This is a genomic window from Ewingella sp. AOP9-I1-14 (assembly GCF_052375995.1).
GTDB lineage: Bacteria > Pseudomonadota > Gammaproteobacteria > Enterobacterales > Enterobacteriaceae > Ewingella > Ewingella allii.
The window spans coordinates 939,606-960,771 of sequence record NZ_JBQSVA010000002.1; the positions used below are offsets into that span (position 1 = coordinate 939,606).

Here is a 21,166-nt window from a genome sequence, read left to right on the forward strand (position 1 = left end):
ACCGGCGGGGAGTGATTTCGTGCAGGACTAGAAGTTTTTATCGAAGCTCAGAAACAGGTTGGTTTCATCGTAGCTGTAGAAGTCGATATTGCTGTTGACCACTTTGTAGATCACGTTGATTTTGGGCATCAGGTTGAAGAAATAGAAGTCGCGGTGCCAGAGCGATAAGGCGTAGATTTGTTCGTTATCCTTGCGCTTGACCTGAAAAATGTCGTTTTCCCCCTGATACCTTTTCTGTGCCAGATTCGCCATCAGCCCCATGGAAACACCGTAAGGCAGTGCCGTTTCGGCCCCCAGACGTGCGCCCAGACGCCGATTGGTTTCGGCATCAATCTGGGTTTTCTGCTGACCCAAATCTACCCCGGTGAAAACTGAAAGCCGCGCACTGACCGCGTGCGCCAGCGTGGTAGAAAGCAGCCCGTTGTGGCCCTTCAGTCCCGAATAAGCCTGATTATCATAATCAAGCTTCTGGTATTCCACCGCCTGACTGGCCTGCCAGTCAGGAGCCAGCAAATAGCTGTATTCCGCCCTGACGCCCGCCCCTTTCGAATAGGCGTCCGTGCCATACCAGCGCTTCTCATAAAATGGCAATAAAGCCAGCTGCTGGCGGGCATTGAGGAAGGCGTAGCCGAGATAAACTCGCGAGGTGATGTCGTCGTAATCGTGGTTATTCCAATAGGATTTGCCACTGAGCGTGGTTCTGAAACGCACATTCTGGTGGTCGCTGAACTGGAAATCTCGCTGCGCTAAGCCACCAAAGTAAAGCCCTTCGCCGCGCTTCGGGTAAGAGTCGGGGTTGCGCTGAAATACCCGCTCGCCGATGGTGATGTATTTGTCATTCGAGGCGTTATTGACGTTGCTGTCATTGAGATAGCTCAGGCTGAAGTTGCCGGTCCACCCCGCGCGCTTCTCCATAAATTCGAGATAACTGTCAATGTTACTCTGCACTTCCGGCGGCGGGTTCTGGCTACGAGCCTGCTCGAAGTTCCACCTCGCGGCCTGATATTGCCGGTCTTCAAACAGCGCTTTTGCCAGATCCAGCCTGACGCGAACATATTCGGGATGCGCAGCCAGTAGCGTGCGATAAGCAGCGATCGCCTGTCGGTATTCTCCCCGGCTGTGCGCCAGCCCAGCTCGGGCATACAGCACCAGCGACCTGTCCGCCCGTGGGCTATTTTCATAGACCGGCAGGATGGCGCTGACCACCGGCCATTGGCTTTCTTCTACCGCCTGATTGAGCAACTCTCCCGCCAGTTGCGGGTTCTTTTTTAATATCGCGTTATCCACCACCGGGCCTCGAGATCCGGCTCCCGCCGTGGCGCGGTCGATGGGTTGCAGCACTTGCAGATTGGATGCGGCGGGCACGACCTGCGTTTCTGGCTGAACGGCCAGCGCGGAGACGGCGGGCCATACGCAAAGGGTCAACAGCCAGGGGAAACGGCGAAATTCCATTTTTTTAGAGATTCATGTCAGCGGAGTGAGGCAGAAATTACCCGGCGCCGTAGCAGCGCGCCGGGTTCGAGTTTACTGAGCGGCAGTCGCACCAAAAGAGGCGTCCAGCTTGGCATCGGCGAACTGCGCTAAGCCTCCCAGCTCCTGCGCGGCGGGGCCATTGAAGTGACCGACGAAGGTCCCGTCCTGCCCGGCAGTTTGTGCCGCGCCTTTAATGCCACCATTGATAATTTGGCCCTGCATGGCGATTTCAGAACCAAATTTTTCGCCAGCGGCGATATTGCCGTTAATGGTTTTGGCGGCGAAATCAACCTGGAAAGTGGCGGGTGAAAGCTGACCATCACGCATACCGCTGCCGGTGTAAGTCGCGCTACCCTGTGTTGGCACCGCGTTGGCCGGGGTCGCTTCGCCCGTGTAGAACACGCCGTGCTTATCTTCTCTGTATGACGTCCAGGTGCCGTAATTGGTGTAGCTCATTCGGCCGCAGCAATAAGTGGTGCTTTTGACAATCTCGCGGGTGTTGGCGTCTTGCAGGCTTTCTGTCACCGTGCCCGAGACAATCAGGCCGGGTTTACGCATCAGGTAGGAAGAGCCGTCCGGCGTGACGTAGGTATAACCGGACACTGAACCCAATGTCGCTTTAGAGGCAGGAATTTCTCCACTCTCCGTCGCGCCATTGCCCGAATTACCGGTATTGGTATCAGGAACCGGCGTAGGGGCGACCACCTGTGGTTGAGAGCCGCCGTCATCACCGCCCCCGCCTCCGCCTCCACCGCAAGCCGTTAATAAGGCTGTAGAAATCAATGTCGCCAGAAGTAATAAAGGTTTTTTCTTATGCATGAGATAACGTCCCTTGCTGTAAGTAACTCGCAACAAAAATAAAAGAATTGTAAAAAATGTAAACTAAGATTTTTAGTACATTGAAAAGCAGCGACATTAATTATGGATTTAATATCAACATAATTAATCACTTAAGTTATAGATAAGAATTTTCTTATATGGTGAAATGGCGAGAAGTATGAATGGGTTAACATTTAGCAATGTGGCGAAAACTCCTCACCCGTAAGATGAGGAGTCCGTCGAGAAGATCACTTCGAAAGGTTCAACACCCGCGCGCACTCCTGTAATGAGCGCCCCTCAGTGTCGGCATAAAGCGCCAGCTCGTCGATGGTTTCGCGCCCTAACGCTTTGTGGAACTCATGCTTGTTCGAATGAGTTGCGTAATGCGAACGGGCGCTATCCCCCAGATTTGATTGGAAAATCCCTGCCGCGCTGACGGGAAGAAAATCTTCATACACCAGAGGTTCGAAAGAGACTGCCCCGGCCTGAATCGCCTGCTCCAGCGAGTCAAAACTTTGCTCGGACTTTTCTCCGACGAAGTAACGGAAATAAGCCAACTCCTGCTGGCGCAGCTCGGCGTAGTTGTCGGGGAAGGCGGCAAACACCTTCTCCAGAATCGCCACGTATTGCGCCGCATTCGCCTCATTGGGAAACGCGCCCAGCTCTTCTCGCGCCTGGTTGAGCAGCTCGTCATACAGCGCCCGCCCCTTGGTGGTGAGCGCCACGCCGCGCTGTTCTATCTCGCCAAAGCGCGCCGAGTGGCTGCCAGACTCCCCTGCCGCCTGCCCCTTGAAAGTGATCTTTTCATCCAGCGCTTTGAAGCTGGTCTGGCGTAGCAAGATGGGGCATTGACGGCGCGGCGGCCCTTCAATCACCGCTTTCGGCGGAATGCCGCGTTTGGGCATATCGGCCTGAACGTGATCGATATCCAGCGTGCGCGGCGTCAGGTGGTTAATGTGCGGCCCGCGAAAAGCCACCACGTCGGCAATCAGGCGATGCTGCCCATTAAGCTGCTGATACTCCTCCAGCGTGACGGTCGCAGTAGGGTGCCAGCGGAAAGTTTCCAGCGCCTGCTGCACAAACTCGTCGGCATGCTGCGGCCCGAGGCCGCCGTCGCGCTCGTGCTGCTCAATCAGCTCAAGGGCGCGTGGGGTGAAAATATTGCGTTTCGCCAACACTTTGCTGGCAAAGTCGCGCAGCGCCGGGTCTTCGATAAGTTCAAGTCGGAGTAGAGAAGTAAAAACGCGGAACGGGCTGACTTGCAGCGAGGCTTCGTGGACCGCGCGAAAGGCGGTGGAATGAACCGGCACTCCGGCAGAACTCAAATCGTAATAGCCCACCGGCTCCATGCCCATCACGGCGAACAACCGCCGCAGGGTCGCCAGCTCCTCGGCGGTGCCGACGCGGATCGCGCCATGCCGCTCCATATCCAGACGCTGCAACTCGCCGGTCTGCGCCAGACTGCTGGCTATCTCCGGCGACTGCGTCATTACCTGTTGATTGGTGTCGGCCACCAGCTCCATCAAGGTGCCATAGAGCGGAACTTCCGTCTTATACATGTCGGACATCGCGCGCGAAAAATTGGCGCGAATGGCATCGCTACTGACATAGCCTACTGCGTTCATTCGACTCTTCTCCATGACAACATTGGCCTTTCTCACTCACGTGAGCGCTTCAATCAACTCTGTTCGATATTGTGAAAATATTCAAACGAAGCGCTCACGCTTTGAGGTTTAAAATTCTTGGCCCAGGCTGTCAGGAAAAGATTACGCCGTGGCGAGCGCATCCAGCAGCGTGGCGGAATCCGCCACCGCGCCGAAGATCCCGCCCTGCATTTTGATCATGCTGAGTGCCGCTTCGTGATGCTTTTGCTCCGTCGCCGCGCAGCAGTCGGACAGCACCATGCATTCGAAACCGCGATCGTTAGCTTCACGCAGCGTGGTGTGCACGCAAACATCGGTAGTGATGCCGGTGATGATCAGGTTTTTGATGCCGCGCGTGTGCAGCACCAGCTCCAGATCGGTGGCGTAAAACGAGCCTTTGCCCGGCTTGTCGATGATGGTTTCATTAGCCAAAGGGGCCAGTTCGGGGATGATTTCCCAACCCGGCTCGCCGCGCACCAAGATACGCCCGCACGGCCCGGCGAAGCCAATCTCCGCGCCAATCTGCTTCGAGCGCCAGCGTTTATTGGCGGGCAAATCGCTGAGATCCGGGCGATGCCCTTCGCGGGTGTGAATAATGGTGAAGCCCAGCCCGCGCATCGCTGCCAGCACCGAGGCAATCGGTGCAATCGGCGCGCGAGTCAGAGCAATGTCGTAGCCCATAGTGTCGACATAGCCGCCCTTGCCGCAAAAATCGGTTTGCATATCAATGACGATAAGCGCCGTGTTCGCGGCAGACAGCGAGCCGTCGAACGGCCAGCGGTACGGGTCAGCGTTAACAGTAAATTCGGCCATTTATTTCTTCTCCAGCGCGACGACCGGCGATTTAATTGCCAGCATGGTGATTGCGTAATAAGAGACAGCACCGGCCACCAGCCCAACAATGGCCTCGCCTACTGACGGGAACCAGATATGTGCGACGGTGGCGCAGCAGGTACCGATGGCCCAGGCCACAAAGGCGCTGGTGCGGACACGCTGCTCGGCGCGCAGGCGGCTGATTTCGCCCATCAGGATCAGGTCAACAATCATCACCGCGCCAAACGGCGGCACGGCCACGCCGAGCAGGCTCAGCCAGTTGAGGAAGTAGTGCCAAACGCCAATCAGCGCCAGCACGCCGCCAATTACGCCCAGAATCACCGTCCATAAGCGCATCTTGCTGCCGAACAGGTGGCTGAAGCCCATCGCGCCGTTATACAGGCAGTGCGTACAGACCGAGCCGAGGTTGATGAACACGAAGACGAAGGCCAGCACTTCCAGCAGCGCGCCGTGGCCCATCAACAGAGAGAGGAAATTGCCGCCGTTTTGCAGCGGATCGATAGCCGCGCCCGCCGCGACAATCACCACCCCAAACAGATAAGAAATCACGTTAGCCACCGGGAAAGCCGAGAATGCGGCGATCACCGCCGACTTGCCGTCCTTCGACCAGCGGGTGAAGTCGGCGGTCATGGTGCCGGAGTCGGCAAAGCCTGCCACCACCATCGTCACCGCCGTCCCCATGGTCATGCCACCGGCCACTGCCGCCGAACCGTGCCAGTTCACAATCTGCGTTAAGTCATGGGTGCCGGAGATAAGCCACAGCGCCACCAGCCCGAGGATCACGTACATCGGCGCGGCAATCATGCCCAGCAGGGAGAGCGCGCGCACGCCGAGAAAGGTGATGCCAATGTAGAGCACGGCGGCGAAGGCGCTGACGCCCAGCTCATTCCAGCCAAAAGTTTCATGAATAACCGTGCCGGTTAAGCCCGTCTGGAAGGCGTACCAGCCAATCACCACGGTGGAGAGAAAACCGGACACCCAGCCGTAACCCTTAGTACCAAAGGTCTTTTTCGCTTGCAGCGCAAAGTTCAGCCCGGTTGAACCGGCAAAGTGACTCAGCGCGCCGACATAGCCAAACAGCACCAGGTTCCCCAGCAGAATGGCGGCTATCGCGGGCCAAAAGCCGAGGTGCCAGGTGATGATGCCGCCGAACAGCGCGTTGGTGAGGATCATCGGGAAGCCAAACCACACGGCGGACACCGAGCGGGTTGAGTGGCGATGGGTGAGCGGAACCGGGCTGTGCTCAAACTCCTGCTCAAGCCCTTTTCCCGCTGCGTCGTTTTTGTTGTTAGTTTTCATAGTGGCGATTCCTGGTCAATAAGATGAAAAATCAGCGCGACAGAACACCGGGTTGCAGGTGGCTCCACGGCTGCGCTTGCTCAAACGCCGCACTGGCGGCAAGAACAGTGGCATCATCCAAATGCCGCCCCACCAGCTGTAAGCCGACGGGCAATCCAGACGGGGTAAAACCAGCAGGAACAGAGGCCGCTGGCTGGCCGGTTAAATTCATTGGGAAGCAGAGGCTCAGCCATTCGTTGTTGGCGACCATGCGGCCTTCAATCACTTCCGGCCCCTGCATATGCAGCGGGAATGGCGCGACGGCAAGCGTCGGTGTCAGCAGCAGGTCGTAACGCTGCATAAAGCGCCACATCTGGTTGGTCACGGCTTTGCGCTCGGTGATGGCGTTGGTGAAGTCCTCCGCCGTCCAGTTGCGGCTCAACATGTCCACCAGATGGGGAGACATCCTGTCGCCGAACTTCGGCAGTAGGCGGCGCATGCCGACTAGGTCGGTGTCCATCGCCACCAGCGCCATAAAGGCACGGCGCGGGTCGCTAAAGCCGGGATGGGCGTACTCCACCACGCAGCCCAGCTCGCGTTCAAACACGCTGACCGCCTGAGCAAAGACGTCGCGCACTTCAGGGTCAACGGCGGCGTATCCCCAGTCGGCGCTGACGGCGACGCGCAGGCCTTTGATGTCGCGTTGGGTTGCGCCCAGCCAGTCGACATCGCCTGCTGGAATCGAGTGTCGGTCACGGGCGTCAGGGCCAGCCATCACCGACATCATCAACGCGGCGTCGGCCACGCTGCGGGTCATCGGGCCAATGTGCTCGAGGGATTCCCAGCTAGAGACGCCCGGATAGCGTTCGTCGCGGCATCCCGGATAGAGCGGCACTCGCCCCATTGAGGCTTTCAAGCCATAGACGCCGCAGTGGGCTGCCGGAATGCGCACCGAGCCGCCGCCGTCGCTGCCCAGCGCCAGCGGGCACATGCGTGCCGCCAACGCCACGCCGGAACCCGCGCTGGAGCCACCGGGGGTTTTGCTGATATCCCACGGGTTGCGCGGCGATTCGAACAACGGGTTGTGGCCCACGCCGCTATAGCCAAACTCCGGCGCGGTGGTTTTACCGAGGATAACCGCCCCGGCGTTACGCACGCGTTCGACCACGATGTCGTCTTCGTCGGGAATAAAGTGTTCATAGACGAATGAGCCGGAGGTGGTTTTCACCCCGGCGGTGTTAATCAGGTCTTTTACTGCAAGAGGAACCCCGGCCAGTGGCCCGACGGTTTCACCTTTCGCCAGTTTGAGATCGATCGCTTTCGCCTGCGCCATCGCCAGCTCAGGCGTTGGGGTGCAGAAGGCGTGCAGAGTGGGTTCAAGCTGCTGCATCTGTTCAAGCGACGCCGTGGTGACTTCCACCGCAGACAGCTCGCGCTGGCGAATCAGCCGCGCCAGCTTGTGTGCATCAAAATTCAGGATCTCGTTCATCGCCGCTCTGCCTTATCAAACCCACATGACTACCCAATGTGGTGAGAAATGCATAAAGCAGGCCAATATTTGATCCACCTCTCAAAATCAGGTCTGAGAAATAGCTAGCGGGCTTATGGATACTGACTTGAATACAAGTTTTTGGCGGCGTGAAGCAGCGAGGGAAACAAAGGGAAGTGGCGGAGTGAATGGCGATGATTGCTAGCACTGCACGGAAAAAAGGCAGGGGGTGCACTGAGGATGGGCGTGAGATGGCCGACAACGCTGGCGGCCATTTTCATCGCCAATAATGCCTGTAAAATCAATTCGAGCCGTGAAGCACGTCTGACAGACCACGGGTTAACAGCTGGCGCGGAGCCTCGGTTCCATCTACCGGCAGCAGGGTTCTGCTGCGAATTTTCCACTTGCCCTGATGGCGCTCCAACTCCCAGCGATTCACCACCACTCGGTGAATCCGATAGCCGTTGGAAAAGCCGTGATTGGCCATTTCACGCGGCTCGCCCTGCTTGTCGAGCTGTAGCAGTTGCAAGTAGGAAGTCACCACCGCTTTATCGCCACGCAAATCAATCAGCGGCAAACCAGCAAAGTGAGCCAGCCCGCTCTTGATAGCCTCTTCATGCGCCGGTCGGAGGATAAAGGCCGCGATCTCGTCAACCCCTTTGGCACCATCCAGACCCGCACCGCGATCAAAAACGCCGTCTTCCATATAGACGCAAGCCGTATACTCCGCGAGGCCGGTATCCGCACTCGGCGGGTGCGAGGCAATGAGCTCGTAAATGGCTAATTTATCTTCTATAACCTGAAGTCTCTGCTCAAAACCTGAATTATTGTCGTCAGCCATCGGGGTATATCCTCTTTTTGCCAGCTTAGAAAAGGGGCCAAAGCCCCTCTTGAATTTGAATTACTCGGGTTATGCGCCCTGACGGGTCGCAGCCAAGACAATTTCACGCACGCAGACGTACTGCGGCTGGGAGTAGGCATAGTCAATGGCGTGGGCCACGTCTTCCGCGCTCAGCACTTTGCCGCCCATCTCTTGCTTCCACTCTTGGTATCCGGCTTTGATTTCGTCATTGGTGGTGTGACTTAACAGCTCGGTTTCCACCGCGCCCGGCGCAATCACAATCACGCGAACATTGTGCGGCGAAAGCTCTTCGCGCAGGTTTTCGGACATGCCGTGTACCGCAAATTTAGTGCCGACGTACACCACGTGGTTCGGGAAAGTCTTGCGCCCCGCCACGGAACTGATGTTGATGATGGTGCCCGCTTTGCGCTCAATCATCCCCTTGGTGACGGCGTGAACCCCGTTCAACAAGCCTTTGACGTTAACATTGAGCATGTGCTCCCACTCAGCCGGGTTCTGCTGATCAACGCCCCCCAGCAGCATCACGCCCGCGTTATTCACCAGTGCGTCTACCGGCCCGAACTGCTGCTCGGCTTCGTTGACTGCCGCCGAAAATGCGTCGATGTCCGTGACGTCGACTGAACGACACAGCGTATTCGGCAGGTTTAAGGCGTTCATAGGCTCAACGCGGCGCGCCAGCAATAGCAGCGCGTGGCCGCGAGATGACAGCAATTTCGCCGTCGCTAAACCAATACCTGAGCTGGCACCGGTGATCACAATTAACGCTTTGGCTGCATGACTCATCACTCGTCCTCATAAATAAAAATGATAGCTAAATTCAGTGCCTCACTTTAAATTGGGCGAAATCTAATGAAAAATGGTTTATTCCTTTCGAAGTCATAAAATAAAATTATGGATAAGCGACAACTTAAAGCCTTCATGTGCGTATTTGAAGAACGTAACATCACCCGAGCCGCAGCCCTTCTTAACCTGACGCAGCCCGCCCTGTCCGCCACCATTAAGGCGCTGGAAGAGGAGCTGGGAACCCAGTTATTCGAACGAAAACCTCGAGGAGTCGAGGTAACAGAAGACGCGCGAGTGCTCTACCCGCACGCCCGACGCATGATTAGCGACATGAGCGCGCTGGCCTGCAGATTCCGAAAAAAACAGGACAAAGTTCAGCTCAATATCGGCATTGAGCAGGACATTGCGGCTGCGCATCTTGGCAACTTGATGGGCCGAATCAGCCTTGTCCTGCCTGAGGTGCTGGTCACGCTGGATCCGGGCTGTACCGGCGATATCCGTTTGGGGTGCGAAAACCTGCTCTGCGAGGATGAGCTGTTTATTCCGATGTTTGATGAAAGCTATGTGCTGGCTTTCCCGCAGAATCATCCGATTGGCCAAGTACCAAAATTAACCCTCGAGCAGCTTCACGAGCAGCCTTGGGTGATGTCTCCTGAGCATGAATCTCACCAGCGTTTTTTGCCGCTTTACGGCGCATCTGGCGGGATCCCGCGCGCCAATGCGGGGAATTTCACGCTGGCGCTGGATCTGGTCGCAGCCGGTTTTGGCTTAACCATCGCACCCGCGTCGCTAGTTGAGGCGCACTGTGAGCTCTCTTCACGCCCGCTTCCCGGCCACCCGCTGATGCGACGCGTCGGGATTTGCTACGCCATTCAAGCCCAGCTCAACCCAACCATTGAGCTGTTATTGGCGAATTTGGATCACTAGCGGCAGGAGATTATTTGTTTGGCGCGCACGTGAGATTGTCGATGACAGGATCCACAATCTTTTGAAAAAGTTCAGTGTTATCAAGGGCTCTGGCCGACAGCATCGCGCCGTGGACCGTGGACATAAAGGATTTAGCCTGAATATCCGGCGTGTCATTCAGTTGGAAAATGCCGCTGCTTTGCCCTTTTTGCAGCAAGGCGGCCAGCCAGTTGGCGAGATCGGTGAAATGCCCGGTCACTTCGCTAGAAATCTCCGGTGGCAGTTTGGGCAATTCCACCGAAAGCATCACGCAGATGCAAAAAGGTGAAGTGCCATTCTCAATGCAGGTAGACCAGTAACCGGCGTAGGCTTTAAGTTCCGCCAGCGGATCGTTGAGTTGCTGGCTTATCGCCGCCATCCCGCCCCTTGCCTCTTCACGATATTCCGCCAACACGGCTTGCACCAGTTCGACCTTGCTCGGGAAATGATGGTGGATACTGGCTTTTTGAATCTTCACCAATTCTGCAATGTCGGCATAGCTAAAGCTGTTGTAGCCGCCTGAGGTCAGCAGTTGTCGGGTGTGAAAAATAATCTCTCTGGCTTTTGGCGAACGCTCTGTAGGCATAGAATTCCTGAAAACTTAACTGATTGATATCCACTAAATTAATATCAAATCTAAGGATCTGCTGCTTTATTGTCAAGGTAAACCTACTAGTTGGTAGTCAGGTGGAAAATAGGGTTGCATCCGGTTCCATTTCCCGCGCTAGTGCAATGATCGCAGGCTTATTTTTAATGGCATAGCCAGATTTTTGTTTTATTAAAAAGCCGTCATCGACCAGCTGAGCAATCACAAATAATAAATGCCGATAAGACACACCCATATATTCCGCCACCTGCGTGTGTTTTTCGTGATATAGATCACCATGCTGTGTGAGCAAAATAAATGCAGCCAGACGATTAACCAAAGGAAATGATTGATTACGGGTTAACGAGACAATATTGCGATAATTTTTCTGCGTTAAACTCATGCACAAATTGCGTAAAAAAACCGCGTCATTTAGAAGCTGCGCGCGGAACTGTTTCGCAGGCAGAGCGAGACACCAGCACTCTTCAATAGCCTGCACGGCACGTGACTCATGCTGTTGATCTATCAACTCAATTTCACCAATGAAGCAACTTGCCGCGAAGAAATCAATCAGCGAAACCCGGCCATTGGCCAAGGTGGCATACAGCTTTGCCCGGCCTCGGGCGAGATAAAACAAGTAAACCGGCCGCTCTCCCTCCTTCACAATATAGTCTCCCGCCATAATGTGAAGTAGCCGAGTTTCCTGCTCAACATTAAATGAAAAATGCTCCTGATAGGCAGAATTCTTTATTAATTGTTGTTTCAAACTTTCATTATGGATTTCTTTCACAATCGTTTCCCAGCATGAGATTTCTCATATTTAAGATACGATCTTCGCTGTTAGGTTTAAAGCGTTGACGTTGCACTTTTGTCATGCATGTAAAAAGATCGACAATTTAAACCCTAATAGAGGAAATGAGAGATGGCGCAGAGAAAAATTATACTCGATTGTGATCCCGGTCATGATGATGCTATTGCAATTTTGATGGCTGCTAAACATCCGGCAATTGATTTACTTGGAATAACCATTGTGGCCGGCAACCAGACGCTGGACAAAACATTAGTTAATGGCCTGAACGTGTGCCAGCAATTAGATATCAACGTGCCCGTTTTTGCCGGAATGCCACAGCCGATTATGCGCAAGCAGATCGTGGCGGACAATATTCACGGTGAAACAGGCCTTGATGGTCCGGTGTTTGGCCCCCTTACTCGTAAGGCGGAAAGCACCCACGCCGTGCAATTCATCATTGATACGCTGATGGCGAGCGATGGCGATATCACTCTGGTGCCAGTTGCTCCGCTGACCAATATCGCAGTCGCCATGCGCATGCAACCCGCTATTATCCCTAAGATCAAAGAGATCGTGCTGATGGGCGGCGCCTACGGCACGGGGAACTTCACCCCATCGGCAGAATTCAATATCTATGCTGACCCGGAAGCAGCCCACGTTGTCTTCAGCTCCGGCGCGCCTTTGGTGATGATGGGCCTCGATTTGACCAACCAAACAGCCTGTACTCCAGACGTGATTGCTCGCATGGAAAAAGCGGGCGGACCTGCAGGCAAGCTATTCAGCGACATGATGAACTTCACGCTGAAAACGCAAAATGAGAACTACGGTTTGGAAGGCGGCCCGGTACATGACGCCACCTGCATCGGCTATCTCATTAATCCTGATGGGATTAAAACCCAAGACATGTATGTCGAAGTCGACGTGAATAGCGGCCCGTGCTATGGCCGAACCGTGTGCGACGAGTTGGGCGTTACTGGTAAACCTGCCAATGCCAAAGTCGGGATCACTATCGATACCCAATGGTTCTGGAATTTGGTCGAAGACTGCGTGCGAATGTACAACTAATCAAAGGAAATAAAACACTCTGTATCAGGCATGCAAAATAATGCTTATTTTTTGCATGCCTAAAAACTCATGGGCAGTTTGCTGTCGCCCATCTGGATATCCTGCATACCAAAATTAATAATAACGAGATAATCATTATGGACATAATGAGAAGTGTTTTAGGTATGGTGGTATTACTGGCGATTGCATTTATTCTGTCAGTAAATAAAAGCAAAATCAGTCTTCGGACTATTGGTGCAGCGTTGGTTTTACAAATAGCCATCGGCGGCGCGATCCTCTACTTACCCCCAGGAAAATGGTTAGCTGAAAAAGTCGCCTATGGCGTTCATAATATAATGAATTACAGTGATGCGGGCAGCGCATTTATATTTGGTGCATTAGCCGGGCCAGATATGAATAGGGTATTTAACGGCGCGGGTTTCGTCTTTGCTTTCCATGTTCTGCCTGCAATTATCTTTATGACGGCCTTGGTGAGCTTGCTCTATTACATTGGCATTATGAAATTACTGATTCGCGTTCTTGGCGGCATTTTCCAAAAAGCGTTGAATATCAGCAAGATTGAGTCCTTTGTTGCCGTCACCACCATCTTCCTCGGCCAGAATGAAATTCCCGCGATCGTTAAACCTTTTATTCATCGCCTCAATCGCAATGAGCTGTTTACGGCGATTTGTAGCGGCATGGCTTCCATCGCAGGGTCGACAATGATTGGCTATGCCGGGCTGGGCGTGCCGATAGACTATCTGCTGGCAGCGTCATTAATGGCAATCCCCGGCGGTATCCTCTTTGCGCGTATCTTAAGCCCCGCCACGGAGGAGTCGCAGATTGTTTTCGATAACCTCTCCTTCACCGAAACGCCGCCAAAAAGCATCATTGAAGCCGTGGCGTCTGGGGCGATGACCGGGCTGCGGATTGCCGTCGGTGTCGCAACCGTGGTAATGGCTTTTGTCGCGATAATCGCCCTAATTAATGGGCTGATTGGCGGCGTGGGCGGGCTGTTTGGGCTAGGCGGTGCAAGCCTCGAAGGCATATTAGGCTATGCCCTTGCTCCCCTCGCTTGGGTGATGGGCGTCGACTGGCATGACGCGACCTTAGCAGGCAGCCTGATTGGCCAAAAGCTGGCGATTAATGAGTTTGTTGCCTATCTCAGTTTTTCGCCTTATCTGCAAACCGCCGGGACATTAGATGTTAAAACCATCGCCATCATCTCATTCGCGCTATGTGGTTTTGCCAACTTTGGCTCGATTGGCGTGGTGGTCGGCGCATTTTCTGCCATAGCGCCTCAGCGTACCTCTGAAATTGCTCAACTCGGGATGCGAGCACTGGCGGCTGCAACGCTTTCTAATTTGATGAGTGCCACCATTGCAGGGTTCTTTATTGGTCTGGCATAAATAATAACTCGCCAGACTTCGGTTGTTCAGGCTAATAGTTCAGTTAGCGTGACCAGGTAAAGTCTGGCGATATTAGATATTGAATTAGCATTAATAATGACGCGACTCTTTAATCAGCAGCATGACCATTTTATCGACTAAGAACGGCGCGCTTTTATTTAACTCGGAATCATTAAGAATTTTAACTGCCAGAGACAGCGCAAATTCACGAATATCTTTACTCCCCTTCTCATCGGATTGAGTTGATGCGTTAAATTTCAGTTCGATGATGATGTGAATAAGCTCGTCAATTATCTCAATCAAATCATCTCGCTCACTTCCCTGTGTATTTTTACGGTATGTTGGAAAGTCCATCACATTCACATTACCGTCCTCTCATTAAGCCGCCTTTAAACGACGCTGACTCACCGTTAGCCACAGGGCGGAAACCAAGAAATAAAAAGCACCGACCGCCGAGTAACCGGCAATATTAACAATCGAAGGGGGAACCGGCATTTGTGCTTGTAGAATAAAGAACCCGCCCGCCAGTGAAGACTGCGCGCCGCTGAGGATCATGGTCCACTGCGCACCGTAGCTTTTCCAGCGGCCCACTGCGACGCCCAACTGTAATAAGCCAGACAATATGGCCCAGACGCCAAACACTCCAATCACCCAATTGCGGCTAATCGACAGCGCCGCTAGCACCGCTAAGGTGGTCAGCACGCTGACAATGATATTGGTGGTCTGGATACGGTTATTGCCGAGGCCGCCGCTGCGCGATGCATCAATGTAGTTTGCCAACGCATCCCACGCGGGGTAAATCACCAGCAAAACCGCGCCTATGGTCGAAGAGTGCTGCCCCAACGTGAAGGCGGACGCCACCCATAACACTGAAAATAGCGCGCGGGTATAGTAATAACGCTTCAGCCACTGCTCTTGGCCAAGGTTCGCTGAACTCACTGAATTTTTGCTCATACTCTCTCCAAAAATCACTCATCACTAATAACAAAAAGGATCATTTGATTGAATTACGCAATCAACCTACTAGTTGGTAGATTGATTGTCAAACATCTGAATGGGGCGAGATGTATGGCTGAAGATGACCCTAATTACAGACTGGTAACAAATGGAACCTAGTCGAGCGCGATGACCACCCAGTACACTAAACCGAAAATCTACTTGGCTTTAGAGCCGCCAGAACCATCGCTGTCTAAGATTGATCATGAAGTGGTACCCAACACTGGAGGATTGAAATGTTAAAAACTGATAACTCGACCATTCAAGCCGTTTTTACTAAGCAGAAGAATTTCTTCAAAACTGACGCGACCAAAAGCGTTGCCTTCAGGAAGGAAAGCCTGCAAAAGCTCAAGCAGTCTATTGTCAGTCACACTGAAGACCTGTATGCCGCGTTGGATAGCGACCTCGGGAAATCCAAGGATCTGGTCGATCGCACCGAGATAGGCCGGGTCATCTCAGAACTCGATTTCACGCTGGCGCATCTCGACGAATGGGTGGTGCCAGAAACCGTGCCTTCTTATCCTGGCACCACCTTCACTGAAGCCTTTATTGAGCACGAAGCCTTTGGTGTCAGCTACATCATCGGCCCGTTCAACTACCCGATTAATCTGGTGTTTTGCCCGCTGCTAGGGGCGATTGCCGGGGGCAATACCGCGGTTATCAAACCTTCTGAATCCGTTCCTGAAACCGCGCTGGTTATCCAGAAGATCATTCAGTCTGTATTTGATGAAGAGTACATTGCGGTAATTCAAGGAGGCCGGGACGAGAATGAATTCCTGCTGAGCCTGCCGTTTGACTTCATCTTCTTCACCGGCAGCCCTGCGGTTGGGAAGATTGTCATGGCCGCCGCAGCCAAGAACCTGACGCCGGTTATCCTTGAATTAGGCGGTAAATCGCCATTTATCGTGTTGGAAGATGCCAATCTTGACCGCGCTGTGGACATGCTGACCTTCGGCCGGTTCTCCAACAGCGGCCAAACCTGTGTTGCGCCGGACTACGTTTTTGCTCACGAAAGCGTAAAAGACGCCCTGTTGTCGAAACTGGTTGAGCGCATCAAAAGCACCATTCCTAACGTTGACTCTGTAGGTAAGCTGGTTTCCAGCAAGCAGGTTGAAAGACTGACCGGCATGCTTGAGCAGACCAAAGGCAAAGTGATTTATGGCGGTGAGGCCAACGTCGCAACGCGCCACATGCAGGCGACCGTGGTGGATAATGTGAATTGGGATGACGCATTAATGCGTGAAGAGCTGTTTGGCCCGGTTCTGCCAGTGATGACCTTCACTGAGATTGAGCAGATTGCCGAGAGCGTGAATAAGCATCACCCGAAACCACTGGCGGCTTATATCTTTACCAATGATATTGATAAGGGCCGCAAAATCACCACCCAAATTCCATCTGGCGATGCCATCATCAATGGCGTCATGCAGCAGGCAAGCTCACCGTATCTGCCATTCGGCGGCATCGGTAACTCGGGCATGGGCGAATATCACGGGAAATACAGCTATCTGGCGTTTACTCATCGCAAATCTGTGGTGATTAATAAGTAAGGGTACATCTAGAGGGGGGCTTACTTTGAAATGGTGCCGACTACCGGAATCGAACTGGTGACCTACTGATTACAAGTCAGTTGCTCTACCTACTGAGCTAAGTCGGCATTTTTACTGCGGGTTACTTCGGGGTGACAAATTATTGAAATCCGAGTCGCAAGTCAAGAGGCAAAGAATCGACTGCTGCTTTTCTCGTCACAGCGGGTGACGGAAGGCTTGGAAATGATGATTTCTGTATAGTTTTTGTTAATAGCCCCGGTGATTCGGGGCTATTTTTTTGGGCTTTTACGGGCGCACTAAATCGTCGCCGTAGCCGATCCACTTGTAAGTGGTCAGGGCTTCTAAGCCCATTGGGCCACGGGCGTGAAGTTTTTGCGTGCTGACCGCCACTTCGGCGCCTAAACCAAACTGCCCGCCGTCGGTGAAACGGGTGCTGGCGTTGACGTACACCGCCGAGGAGTCCACTTCATTGACGAAACGGTCGGCCTGACTGATAGAGCGCGTCAGAATCGCGTCGGAGTGCTCGGTGCCGTATTTACGGATGTGGGCGATAGCCTCGTCGATATCCGCCACCAGCGTGACGTTCAAATCCAGCGACAGCCACTCATCCTGATAATCTTCTTCCGTCACTGCCACCACCTTCGCCGCGCCATTTTGCAGATAAGGCAGCGCCGACTCACTGGCATGCAGCGTGACGCCTGCGGCATGCATTTTGGCACTCAGCTCAGGCAGGAAGCGGGCCGCGATGGCCTGATGAACCAGCAGGGTCTCGAGGCTGTTACAGGCACTTGGGCGCTGAACTTTGGCGCTTTCAATCAGGGTCAGCGCCTTGGCGAAATCCACACTCTCATCAACAAAGGTATGACACACGCCAATACCGCCGGTGATCACCGGAATGGTCGACTGCTCGCGGCACAGCTTGTGTAGCGCCGCGCCGCCGCGAGGGATCAGCATGTCGATGTATTTATCCAGACGCAGCATCTCGGCGACCAGCTGGCGGTCCGGGCTTTCAATCGCCTGCACCGCCGCGCGTGGCAGACCACACTGCTCCAGCGCCTGCTGAATCACTTTCACCGTCGCCTGATTGGTGTGGTGAGTCTCTTTGCCGCCGCGCAGAATTGCCGCATTGCCGGTTTTCAGGCACAGGCTGGCAACGTCAATGGTGACGTTAGGACGCGCTTCATAAATCACCCCGACCACGCCCAACGGCACGCGGCGGCGCTCCAGCTTCAGCCCGCTGTCTTGGGTCGAGCCGTCAATAATTTGGCCGACTGGGTCACTCAGGCGGCACACGTCGCGCACATCGCTGGCGATAGCAGCCAGACGCGCAGGGGTCAGCAGCAGGCGATCGAGCAAGGCTTCGCTCATGCCGCTGGCGCGGGCGGCGGACATGTCTAATTCGTTGGCCTGAATAATGCTCTGGCTGTTGGCCTCGAGCATGTCGGCAATCACTTGCAGCGCGTGATTCTTCTGCGCGGTACTGAGTGTGGAAAGTGTATAAGAGGCCTGTTTGGCGGCCTGCCCCATTGCGTTTAACATGGGTATATCCTTAAAAATCAGTCTTAACTGACAATCATATCGTCACGGTGTACGGCGACCGGGCCATACTCGTAACCGAGGATTTCGCTAATCTGCTGGGAGTGGTGACCGGCAATCATGCGCATCGCGTCGCTGTTGTAGCGGCTGACCCCGTGGGCCAAATCGCGCCCAGTCAGGTTGCGAATGCGGATCACTTCCCCACGCGAGAAATCGCCTTTCACTTCACGGATGCCTTTCGGCAGCAGCGAACTGCCGCGCTCCAGCATGGCGGCAACCGCGCCGTCATCAATGGTGATTTCACCCGCAGGCGGCGCGCCGAAGATCCAGCGTTTGCGGTTCTCGAGCGGCGTCTGCATGGCGTGGAAGCGAGTCCCCACTGACACGCCATTGATGACGTCAGCAATCACGCCCGGCAGGTTACCCGCGGCAATAATGGTGTCGACGCCCGCGCGGCACGCCACGTCGGCGGCTTGCAGTTTGGTGGCCATGCCGCCGGTTCCCAGACCAGAGACGCTGTCGCCCGCGATGCCGCGCAGGGCGTCGTCAATGGCGGTCACTTCGCGAATCAACTCGGCTTGCGGGTTGGTGCGCGGGTCGGCGGTGAACAGGCCGCGCTGGTCGGTCAGCAGCAGCAGTTTGTCTGCACCGGCTAAAATCGCCGCCAACGCCGACAGGTTGTCATTGTCACCGACTTTAATCTCGGCGGTGGCGACGGCGTCATTTTCGTTAATGACCGGCACGATATGGTTATCAAGCAGCGCGTTCATGGTGTCACGCGCGTTGAGGAAACGCTCGCGGTCTTCCATATCGGCGCGAGTCAGCAGCATCTGGCCGACATTAATGCCATATATGGAAAACAGCTGTTCCCACAGTTGAATCAAACGGCTCTGCCCCACCGCCGCCAATAATTGCTTGGAGGCGATGGTGGCGGGGAGTTCGGGGTAGCCCAGATGTTCGCGCCCGGCGGCGATAGCGCCCGACGTCACGATAACAATTCTGTGCCCTGCCGCGTGTTGCTGCGCGCACTGGCGAACCAGCTCAACAATGTGAGCACGATTAAGGCGACGAGAGCCGCCGGTGAGCACGCTAGTGCCCAGTTTTACAACCAATGTTTGGCTGCCACTCATAATCTTTCTGCCGTTTGCGTTTGAAGAATTGAATAGAGTTTAAATGATGAAGTGTACTGTTGTCTTTGGAAAAGGAGAACAGCGTTATGCCGCAGGGCATAACGCTAAATTGCAGGGTTCAGACAGGGGAAAATCGCGGACTTTAGGCCGACAGTTTCAAAGGTTCGTCGCCAAAATCTTCTGCAGGTTCGAGCTTCAACGACATCTCGACAATCATGGCGTTGAGGTTTTTGTGGAAGCCACGCAGCGTAGTCTCCAGCTTGTCACGCACTTCAGCATCTTTAATGTTTTGCTCCTTCCAGTCGCCCTCTTTGTCGAACAACCCGAAGTGATAAACATAAGTAAAACGCTCTTCTTCAGCCTGAAGCTCAATCCACCAGCCCCAGAATTCACGCTTCTCCGGCGCGGGTTTTACGTTAACGCATACCGCCAAACAGTCGAAGAAAAAGCGATCGTTCTCGCACTTGGCTTCCCTGATATAGGGCCCCAGCGTGCCGAAACGTTTCATTAGCCTACTTTTAGGGTGACCACTTGGTAACGTCATTACACATTCTCCTTTTTGGGGGCTTTATTTGTAGCAAACCCTTAAGAATTAGCAACCTTTTCGTTTAACGCATGTGAGCCGATAACCAATCACAAATATCATGGAGCGCCTTGTCGAAATTCTGATAAAGCGGCTCTCTTTTAAAGCTCAACAGCTTGCCATCCCCCGAAGAATCAACGATTAAACGCGATTCATCTTTCGGGCTGAAAGGGTCTTGATCCCAATAACCGGCGATAATTGGCGTCGGCGTTCTGCGCCCCAGCAGGCCCTGCGTTTTCAGAGAATACCTATTAAGTTCAGTCTTCAGCGCGCTGTCGCTGGCATTGGACATCCCCAGCCGGCTGGCCAGCACGTCCATATACATGTCGGGCACTTTGTCCTGACATTTGGCGTCAAATAATAGCGTATGAACTAACGCGCCGAGGGTGGCCACAGCGCGAACTCGTCGCGGCTCTAAATAGGCCAGACGCACGGCGACGTTGGCGCCAAAGCGGAAGCCGAGCAGGCTGACTTTGGTCGAGTCTATCCACACCACGTCGGTCAGTTTCTTCAATACTTGTTGATGCAGGAAGCTGGTGTCCTGCGTCAGTTTCCACTTGGCGGAGAAGCCAATCGACGGCATGTCGATGGTCAACATGGCAATGCCACGCGGCGCAAGGTAGTCGCGAAACAGCCGCTGATGGTCACTCTGTAAGGTGTCTAAACCGCCACACACCAACACCGTTGGGAATGGCGCTTTGCCTTCATTGGGCAGATGCAGGAAACCGGTGATCGCACTGCCGCCTTCAATGGCGAAGTCGATCTCTTTCAATTGATACGGTGAGTTTAAAGCAGACTGCTCGAAAGCCTTGTTGGCTAGCACTTCGGCCTGTTCGGCCAGCGTGTCGCCTTTCAGATGAGGATAGCCCGCAATGCTATAAAGGTTGGCGGCTTTGAGCCAATACTCGCTGGCAAGGGCCAAATCTTGCGCCTCTAGCGCTTTTTGTTGCCACGCCATACCCTGCTGCGACCACTCATAAATCCAGTTACCGCCACGATAACCAATCACGGTATCCAGTAAACGTTCGTCGCTGCGCTTGGCGGTAGAAACGGCAATGCGCGACAGCACCTCTTCCACTTCCAGCGGATCCACACCGCGCCACAACCACATCAAACGGTTAATCGTGCGATACCAGCAAGGCGCCGAGTCCCCTTCCAGCGCCGAGTGCAGGGTATTCACTCCGGCGTGGTGCACGCGACGAACCAGCGTCGAGGTTTCAGGATATTTGAAGGTGGGTTTGAACAGTTTTTCCGTAAGGTTGGCTGGTGCCATGATGCAAAATCCTCCGTTAACCAGCTGCGTGGACGAGAATTATAACAGGGACACGTTGCGATAACTCAGGACGCAGGTCAAGCGCGATGAAATGAAAGACAAACGAAAACGCCCAACCAATCGGCTGGGCGTTTTGTTTTCAAACT

At 54.2% G+C, this 21,166-nt stretch carries 20 protein-coding genes and 1 tRNA gene; 4 read left to right on the plus strand and 17 right to left on the minus strand.

The annotated features are described in order from the left end of the window. Nucleotides 1-27 precede the first annotated feature (27 nt). The 8 genes from ACT3RT_RS09535 to ACT3RT_RS09570 all read right to left on the minus strand — a co-directional run bounded on the left by ACT3RT_RS09535 (nt 28) and on the right by ACT3RT_RS09570 (nt 9,181). Complete coding sequence (locus ACT3RT_RS09535) at nt 28-1,452, minus strand: surface lipoprotein assembly modifier (protein ID WP_496202871.1); 1,425 nt, start codon at nt 1,450-1,452, stop codon at nt 28-30. A gap of 72 nt (nt 1,453-1,524) precedes the next feature. After that, on the minus strand, nt 1,525-2,292 hold the full coding sequence (locus tag ACT3RT_RS09540) for a Slam-dependent surface lipoprotein (protein WP_485901812.1): 768 nt from the start codon (nt 2,290-2,292) through the stop codon (nt 1,525-1,527). A 248-nt stretch (nt 2,293-2,540) separates the two neighbouring features. Continuing rightward, nucleotides 2,541-3,917: a 2-oxoadipate dioxygenase/decarboxylase HglS gene (gene hglS, locus ACT3RT_RS09545; RefSeq protein WP_496202872.1), complete on the minus strand. Its 1,377-nt coding sequence runs from the start codon at nt 3,915-3,917 to the stop codon at nt 2,541-2,543. Between the two features lie 141 nt (nt 3,918-4,058). Beyond that, nucleotides 4,059-4,748: a biuret amidohydrolase gene (biuH, locus tag ACT3RT_RS09550; RefSeq protein ID WP_496202873.1), complete on the minus strand. Its 690-nt coding sequence runs from the start codon at nt 4,746-4,748 to the stop codon at nt 4,059-4,061. Continuing rightward, nucleotides 4,749-6,068 (minus strand): purine-cytosine permease family protein, encoded by a 1,320-nt coding sequence (locus ACT3RT_RS09555; RefSeq protein WP_485901818.1) that lies wholly within the window; start codon nt 6,066-6,068, stop codon nt 4,749-4,751. A gap of 31 nt (nt 6,069-6,099) precedes the next feature. Next, a complete protein-coding gene (locus ACT3RT_RS09560) occupies nt 6,100-7,536 on the minus strand; it encodes an amidase (protein WP_496202874.1) in 1,437 nt (478 codons plus the stop codon). Between the two features lie 301 nt (nt 7,537-7,837). After that, nucleotides 7,838-8,377 (minus strand): nuclear transport factor 2 family protein, encoded by a 540-nt coding sequence (locus ACT3RT_RS09565; protein ID WP_100937880.1) that lies wholly within the window; start codon nt 8,375-8,377, stop codon nt 7,838-7,840. 69 nt (nt 8,378-8,446) lie between these two features. Then, complete coding sequence (locus ACT3RT_RS09570; protein ID WP_485901822.1) at nt 8,447-9,181, minus strand: SDR family oxidoreductase; 735 nt, start codon at nt 9,179-9,181, stop codon at nt 8,447-8,449. A gap of 108 nt (nt 9,182-9,289) precedes the next feature. Here ACT3RT_RS09570 and ACT3RT_RS09575 point away from each other — a divergent pair, with 108 nt between their 5' ends. Continuing rightward, nucleotides 9,290-10,108 carry a LysR family transcriptional regulator gene (locus tag ACT3RT_RS09575; RefSeq protein WP_485901824.1) on the plus strand — a complete coding sequence of 273 codons (819 nt, stop codon included), beginning with the start codon at nt 9,290-9,292 and terminating at the stop codon, nt 10,106-10,108. Nucleotides 10,109-10,118: 10 nt separating this feature from the next. On the opposite strand, the gene ACT3RT_RS09580 is transcribed toward ACT3RT_RS09575, so the two are convergent. Then, on the minus strand, nt 10,119-10,712 hold the full coding sequence (locus ACT3RT_RS09580) for a TetR/AcrR family transcriptional regulator (RefSeq protein ID WP_485901826.1): 594 nt from the start codon (nt 10,710-10,712) through the stop codon (nt 10,119-10,121). A gap of 97 nt (nt 10,713-10,809) precedes the next feature. After that, on the minus strand, nt 10,810-11,502 hold the full coding sequence (yeiL, locus tag ACT3RT_RS09585; protein ID WP_034787962.1) for a transcriptional regulator YeiL: 693 nt from the start codon (nt 11,500-11,502) through the stop codon (nt 10,810-10,812). 132 nt (nt 11,503-11,634) lie between these two features. Between yeiL and rihB the strand changes: the two genes are divergently transcribed. Both rihB and ACT3RT_RS09595 read left to right on the plus strand, forming a co-directional pair. Next, nucleotides 11,635-12,567, plus strand: a complete 933-nt coding sequence (gene rihB / locus ACT3RT_RS09590) for a ribosylpyrimidine nucleosidase (RefSeq protein WP_486031969.1) — start codon at nt 11,635-11,637, stop codon at nt 12,565-12,567. A gap of 137 nt (nt 12,568-12,704) precedes the next feature. After that, complete coding sequence (locus ACT3RT_RS09595) at nt 12,705-13,955, plus strand: NupC/NupG family nucleoside CNT transporter (protein ID WP_496202875.1); 1,251 nt, start codon at nt 12,705-12,707, stop codon at nt 13,953-13,955. 90 nt (nt 13,956-14,045) lie between these two features. Here ACT3RT_RS09595 and ACT3RT_RS09600 read toward each other — a convergent pair whose 3' ends face one another. Then, nucleotides 14,046-14,318, minus strand: coding sequence for a hypothetical protein (locus tag ACT3RT_RS09600; protein ID WP_496202876.1), 273 nt, complete (start codon nt 14,316-14,318; stop codon nt 14,046-14,048). A 15-nt stretch (nt 14,319-14,333) separates the two neighbouring features. Continuing rightward, nucleotides 14,334-14,909 (minus strand): DUF308 domain-containing protein, encoded by a 576-nt coding sequence (locus ACT3RT_RS09605; protein ID WP_496202877.1) that lies wholly within the window; start codon nt 14,907-14,909, stop codon nt 14,334-14,336. Nucleotides 14,910-15,187: 278 nt separating this feature from the next. Between ACT3RT_RS09605 and mdlD the strand changes: the two genes are divergently transcribed. Beyond that, on the plus strand, nt 15,188-16,498 hold the full coding sequence (mdlD, locus tag ACT3RT_RS09610) for an NAD(P)-dependent benzaldehyde dehydrogenase MdlD (protein ID WP_485901838.1): 1,311 nt from the start codon (nt 15,188-15,190) through the stop codon (nt 16,496-16,498). Nucleotides 16,499-16,529: 31 nt separating this feature from the next. Here mdlD and ACT3RT_RS09615 read toward each other — a convergent pair. The 5 genes from ACT3RT_RS09615 to frsA all read right to left on the minus strand — a co-directional run bounded on the left by ACT3RT_RS09615 (nt 16,530) and on the right by frsA (nt 21,020). Then, nucleotides 16,530-16,605, minus strand: a tRNA-Thr gene (locus ACT3RT_RS09615). A gap of 178 nt (nt 16,606-16,783) precedes the next feature. Beyond that, a complete protein-coding gene (gene proA, locus ACT3RT_RS09620; RefSeq protein ID WP_353501167.1) occupies nt 16,784-18,037 on the minus strand; it encodes a glutamate-5-semialdehyde dehydrogenase in 1,254 nt (417 codons plus the stop codon). Between the two features lie 23 nt (nt 18,038-18,060). Then, on the minus strand, nt 18,061-19,164 hold the full coding sequence (gene proB, locus ACT3RT_RS09625) for a glutamate 5-kinase (RefSeq protein WP_034787925.1): 1,104 nt from the start codon (nt 19,162-19,164) through the stop codon (nt 18,061-18,063). Nucleotides 19,165-19,306: 142 nt separating this feature from the next. Further along, nucleotides 19,307-19,708 carry a sigma factor-binding protein Crl gene (crl, locus tag ACT3RT_RS09630; protein WP_034787922.1) on the minus strand — a complete coding sequence of 134 codons (402 nt, stop codon included), beginning with the start codon at nt 19,706-19,708 and terminating at the stop codon, nt 19,307-19,309. A 64-nt stretch (nt 19,709-19,772) separates the two neighbouring features. Then, nucleotides 19,773-21,020 carry an esterase FrsA gene (gene frsA, locus ACT3RT_RS09635; protein WP_496202878.1) on the minus strand — a complete coding sequence of 416 codons (1,248 nt, stop codon included), beginning with the start codon at nt 21,018-21,020 and terminating at the stop codon, nt 19,773-19,775. Nucleotides 21,021-21,166 lie beyond the last annotated feature (146 nt).

What these genes read in the sequence shown, in the direction of transcription:
- ACT3RT_RS09605 (WP_496202877.1), bottom strand. Translation starts at nt 14,909, where the DNA reads ATGAGCAAAAATTCAGTGAGTTCAGCGAACCTTGGCCAAGAGCAGTGG.
- mdlD (WP_485901838.1), top strand. Translation starts at nt 15,188, where the DNA reads ATGTTAAAAACTGATAACTCGACCATTCAAGCCGTTTTTACTAAGCAG.
- ACT3RT_RS09565 (WP_100937880.1), bottom strand. Translation starts at nt 8,377, where the DNA reads ATGGCTGACGACAATAATTCAGGTTTTGAGCAGAGACTTCAGGTTATA.
- frsA (WP_496202878.1), bottom strand. Translation starts at nt 21,020, where the DNA reads ATGGCACCAGCCAACCTTACGGAAAAACTGTTCAAACCCACCTTCAAA.
- ACT3RT_RS09560 (WP_496202874.1), bottom strand. Translation starts at nt 7,536, where the DNA reads ATGAACGAGATCCTGAATTTTGATGCACACAAGCTGGCGCGGCTGATT.
- crl (WP_034787922.1), bottom strand. Translation starts at nt 19,708, where the DNA reads ATGACGTTACCAAGTGGTCACCCTAAAAGTAGGCTAATGAAACGTTTC.
- rihB (WP_486031969.1), top strand. Translation starts at nt 11,635, where the DNA reads ATGGCGCAGAGAAAAATTATACTCGATTGTGATCCCGGTCATGATGAT.
- ACT3RT_RS09580 (WP_485901826.1), bottom strand. Translation starts at nt 10,712, where the DNA reads ATGCCTACAGAGCGTTCGCCAAAAGCCAGAGAGATTATTTTTCACACC.
- ACT3RT_RS09540 (WP_485901812.1), bottom strand. Translation starts at nt 2,292, where the DNA reads ATGCATAAGAAAAAACCTTTATTACTTCTGGCGACATTGATTTCTACA.
- ACT3RT_RS09575 (WP_485901824.1), top strand. Translation starts at nt 9,290, where the DNA reads ATGGATAAGCGACAACTTAAAGCCTTCATGTGCGTATTTGAAGAACGT.
- ACT3RT_RS09535 (WP_496202871.1), bottom strand. Translation starts at nt 1,452, where the DNA reads ATGGAATTTCGCCGTTTCCCCTGGCTGTTGACCCTTTGCGTATGGCCC.
- proB (WP_034787925.1), bottom strand. Translation starts at nt 19,164, where the DNA reads ATGAGTGGCAGCCAAACATTGGTTGTAAAACTGGGCACTAGCGTGCTC.
- ACT3RT_RS09570 (WP_485901822.1), bottom strand. Translation starts at nt 9,181, where the DNA reads ATGAGTCATGCAGCCAAAGCGTTAATTGTGATCACCGGTGCCAGCTCA.
- ACT3RT_RS09555 (WP_485901818.1), bottom strand. Translation starts at nt 6,068, where the DNA reads ATGAAAACTAACAACAAAAACGACGCAGCGGGAAAAGGGCTTGAGCAG.
- hglS (WP_496202872.1), bottom strand. Translation starts at nt 3,917, where the DNA reads ATGAACGCAGTAGGCTATGTCAGTAGCGATGCCATTCGCGCCAATTTT.
- proA (WP_353501167.1), bottom strand. Translation starts at nt 18,037, where the DNA reads ATGTTAAACGCAATGGGGCAGGCCGCCAAACAGGCCTCTTATACACTT.
- biuH (WP_496202873.1), bottom strand. Translation starts at nt 4,748, where the DNA reads ATGGCCGAATTTACTGTTAACGCTGACCCGTACCGCTGGCCGTTCGAC.
- ACT3RT_RS09595 (WP_496202875.1), top strand. Translation starts at nt 12,705, where the DNA reads ATGGACATAATGAGAAGTGTTTTAGGTATGGTGGTATTACTGGCGATT.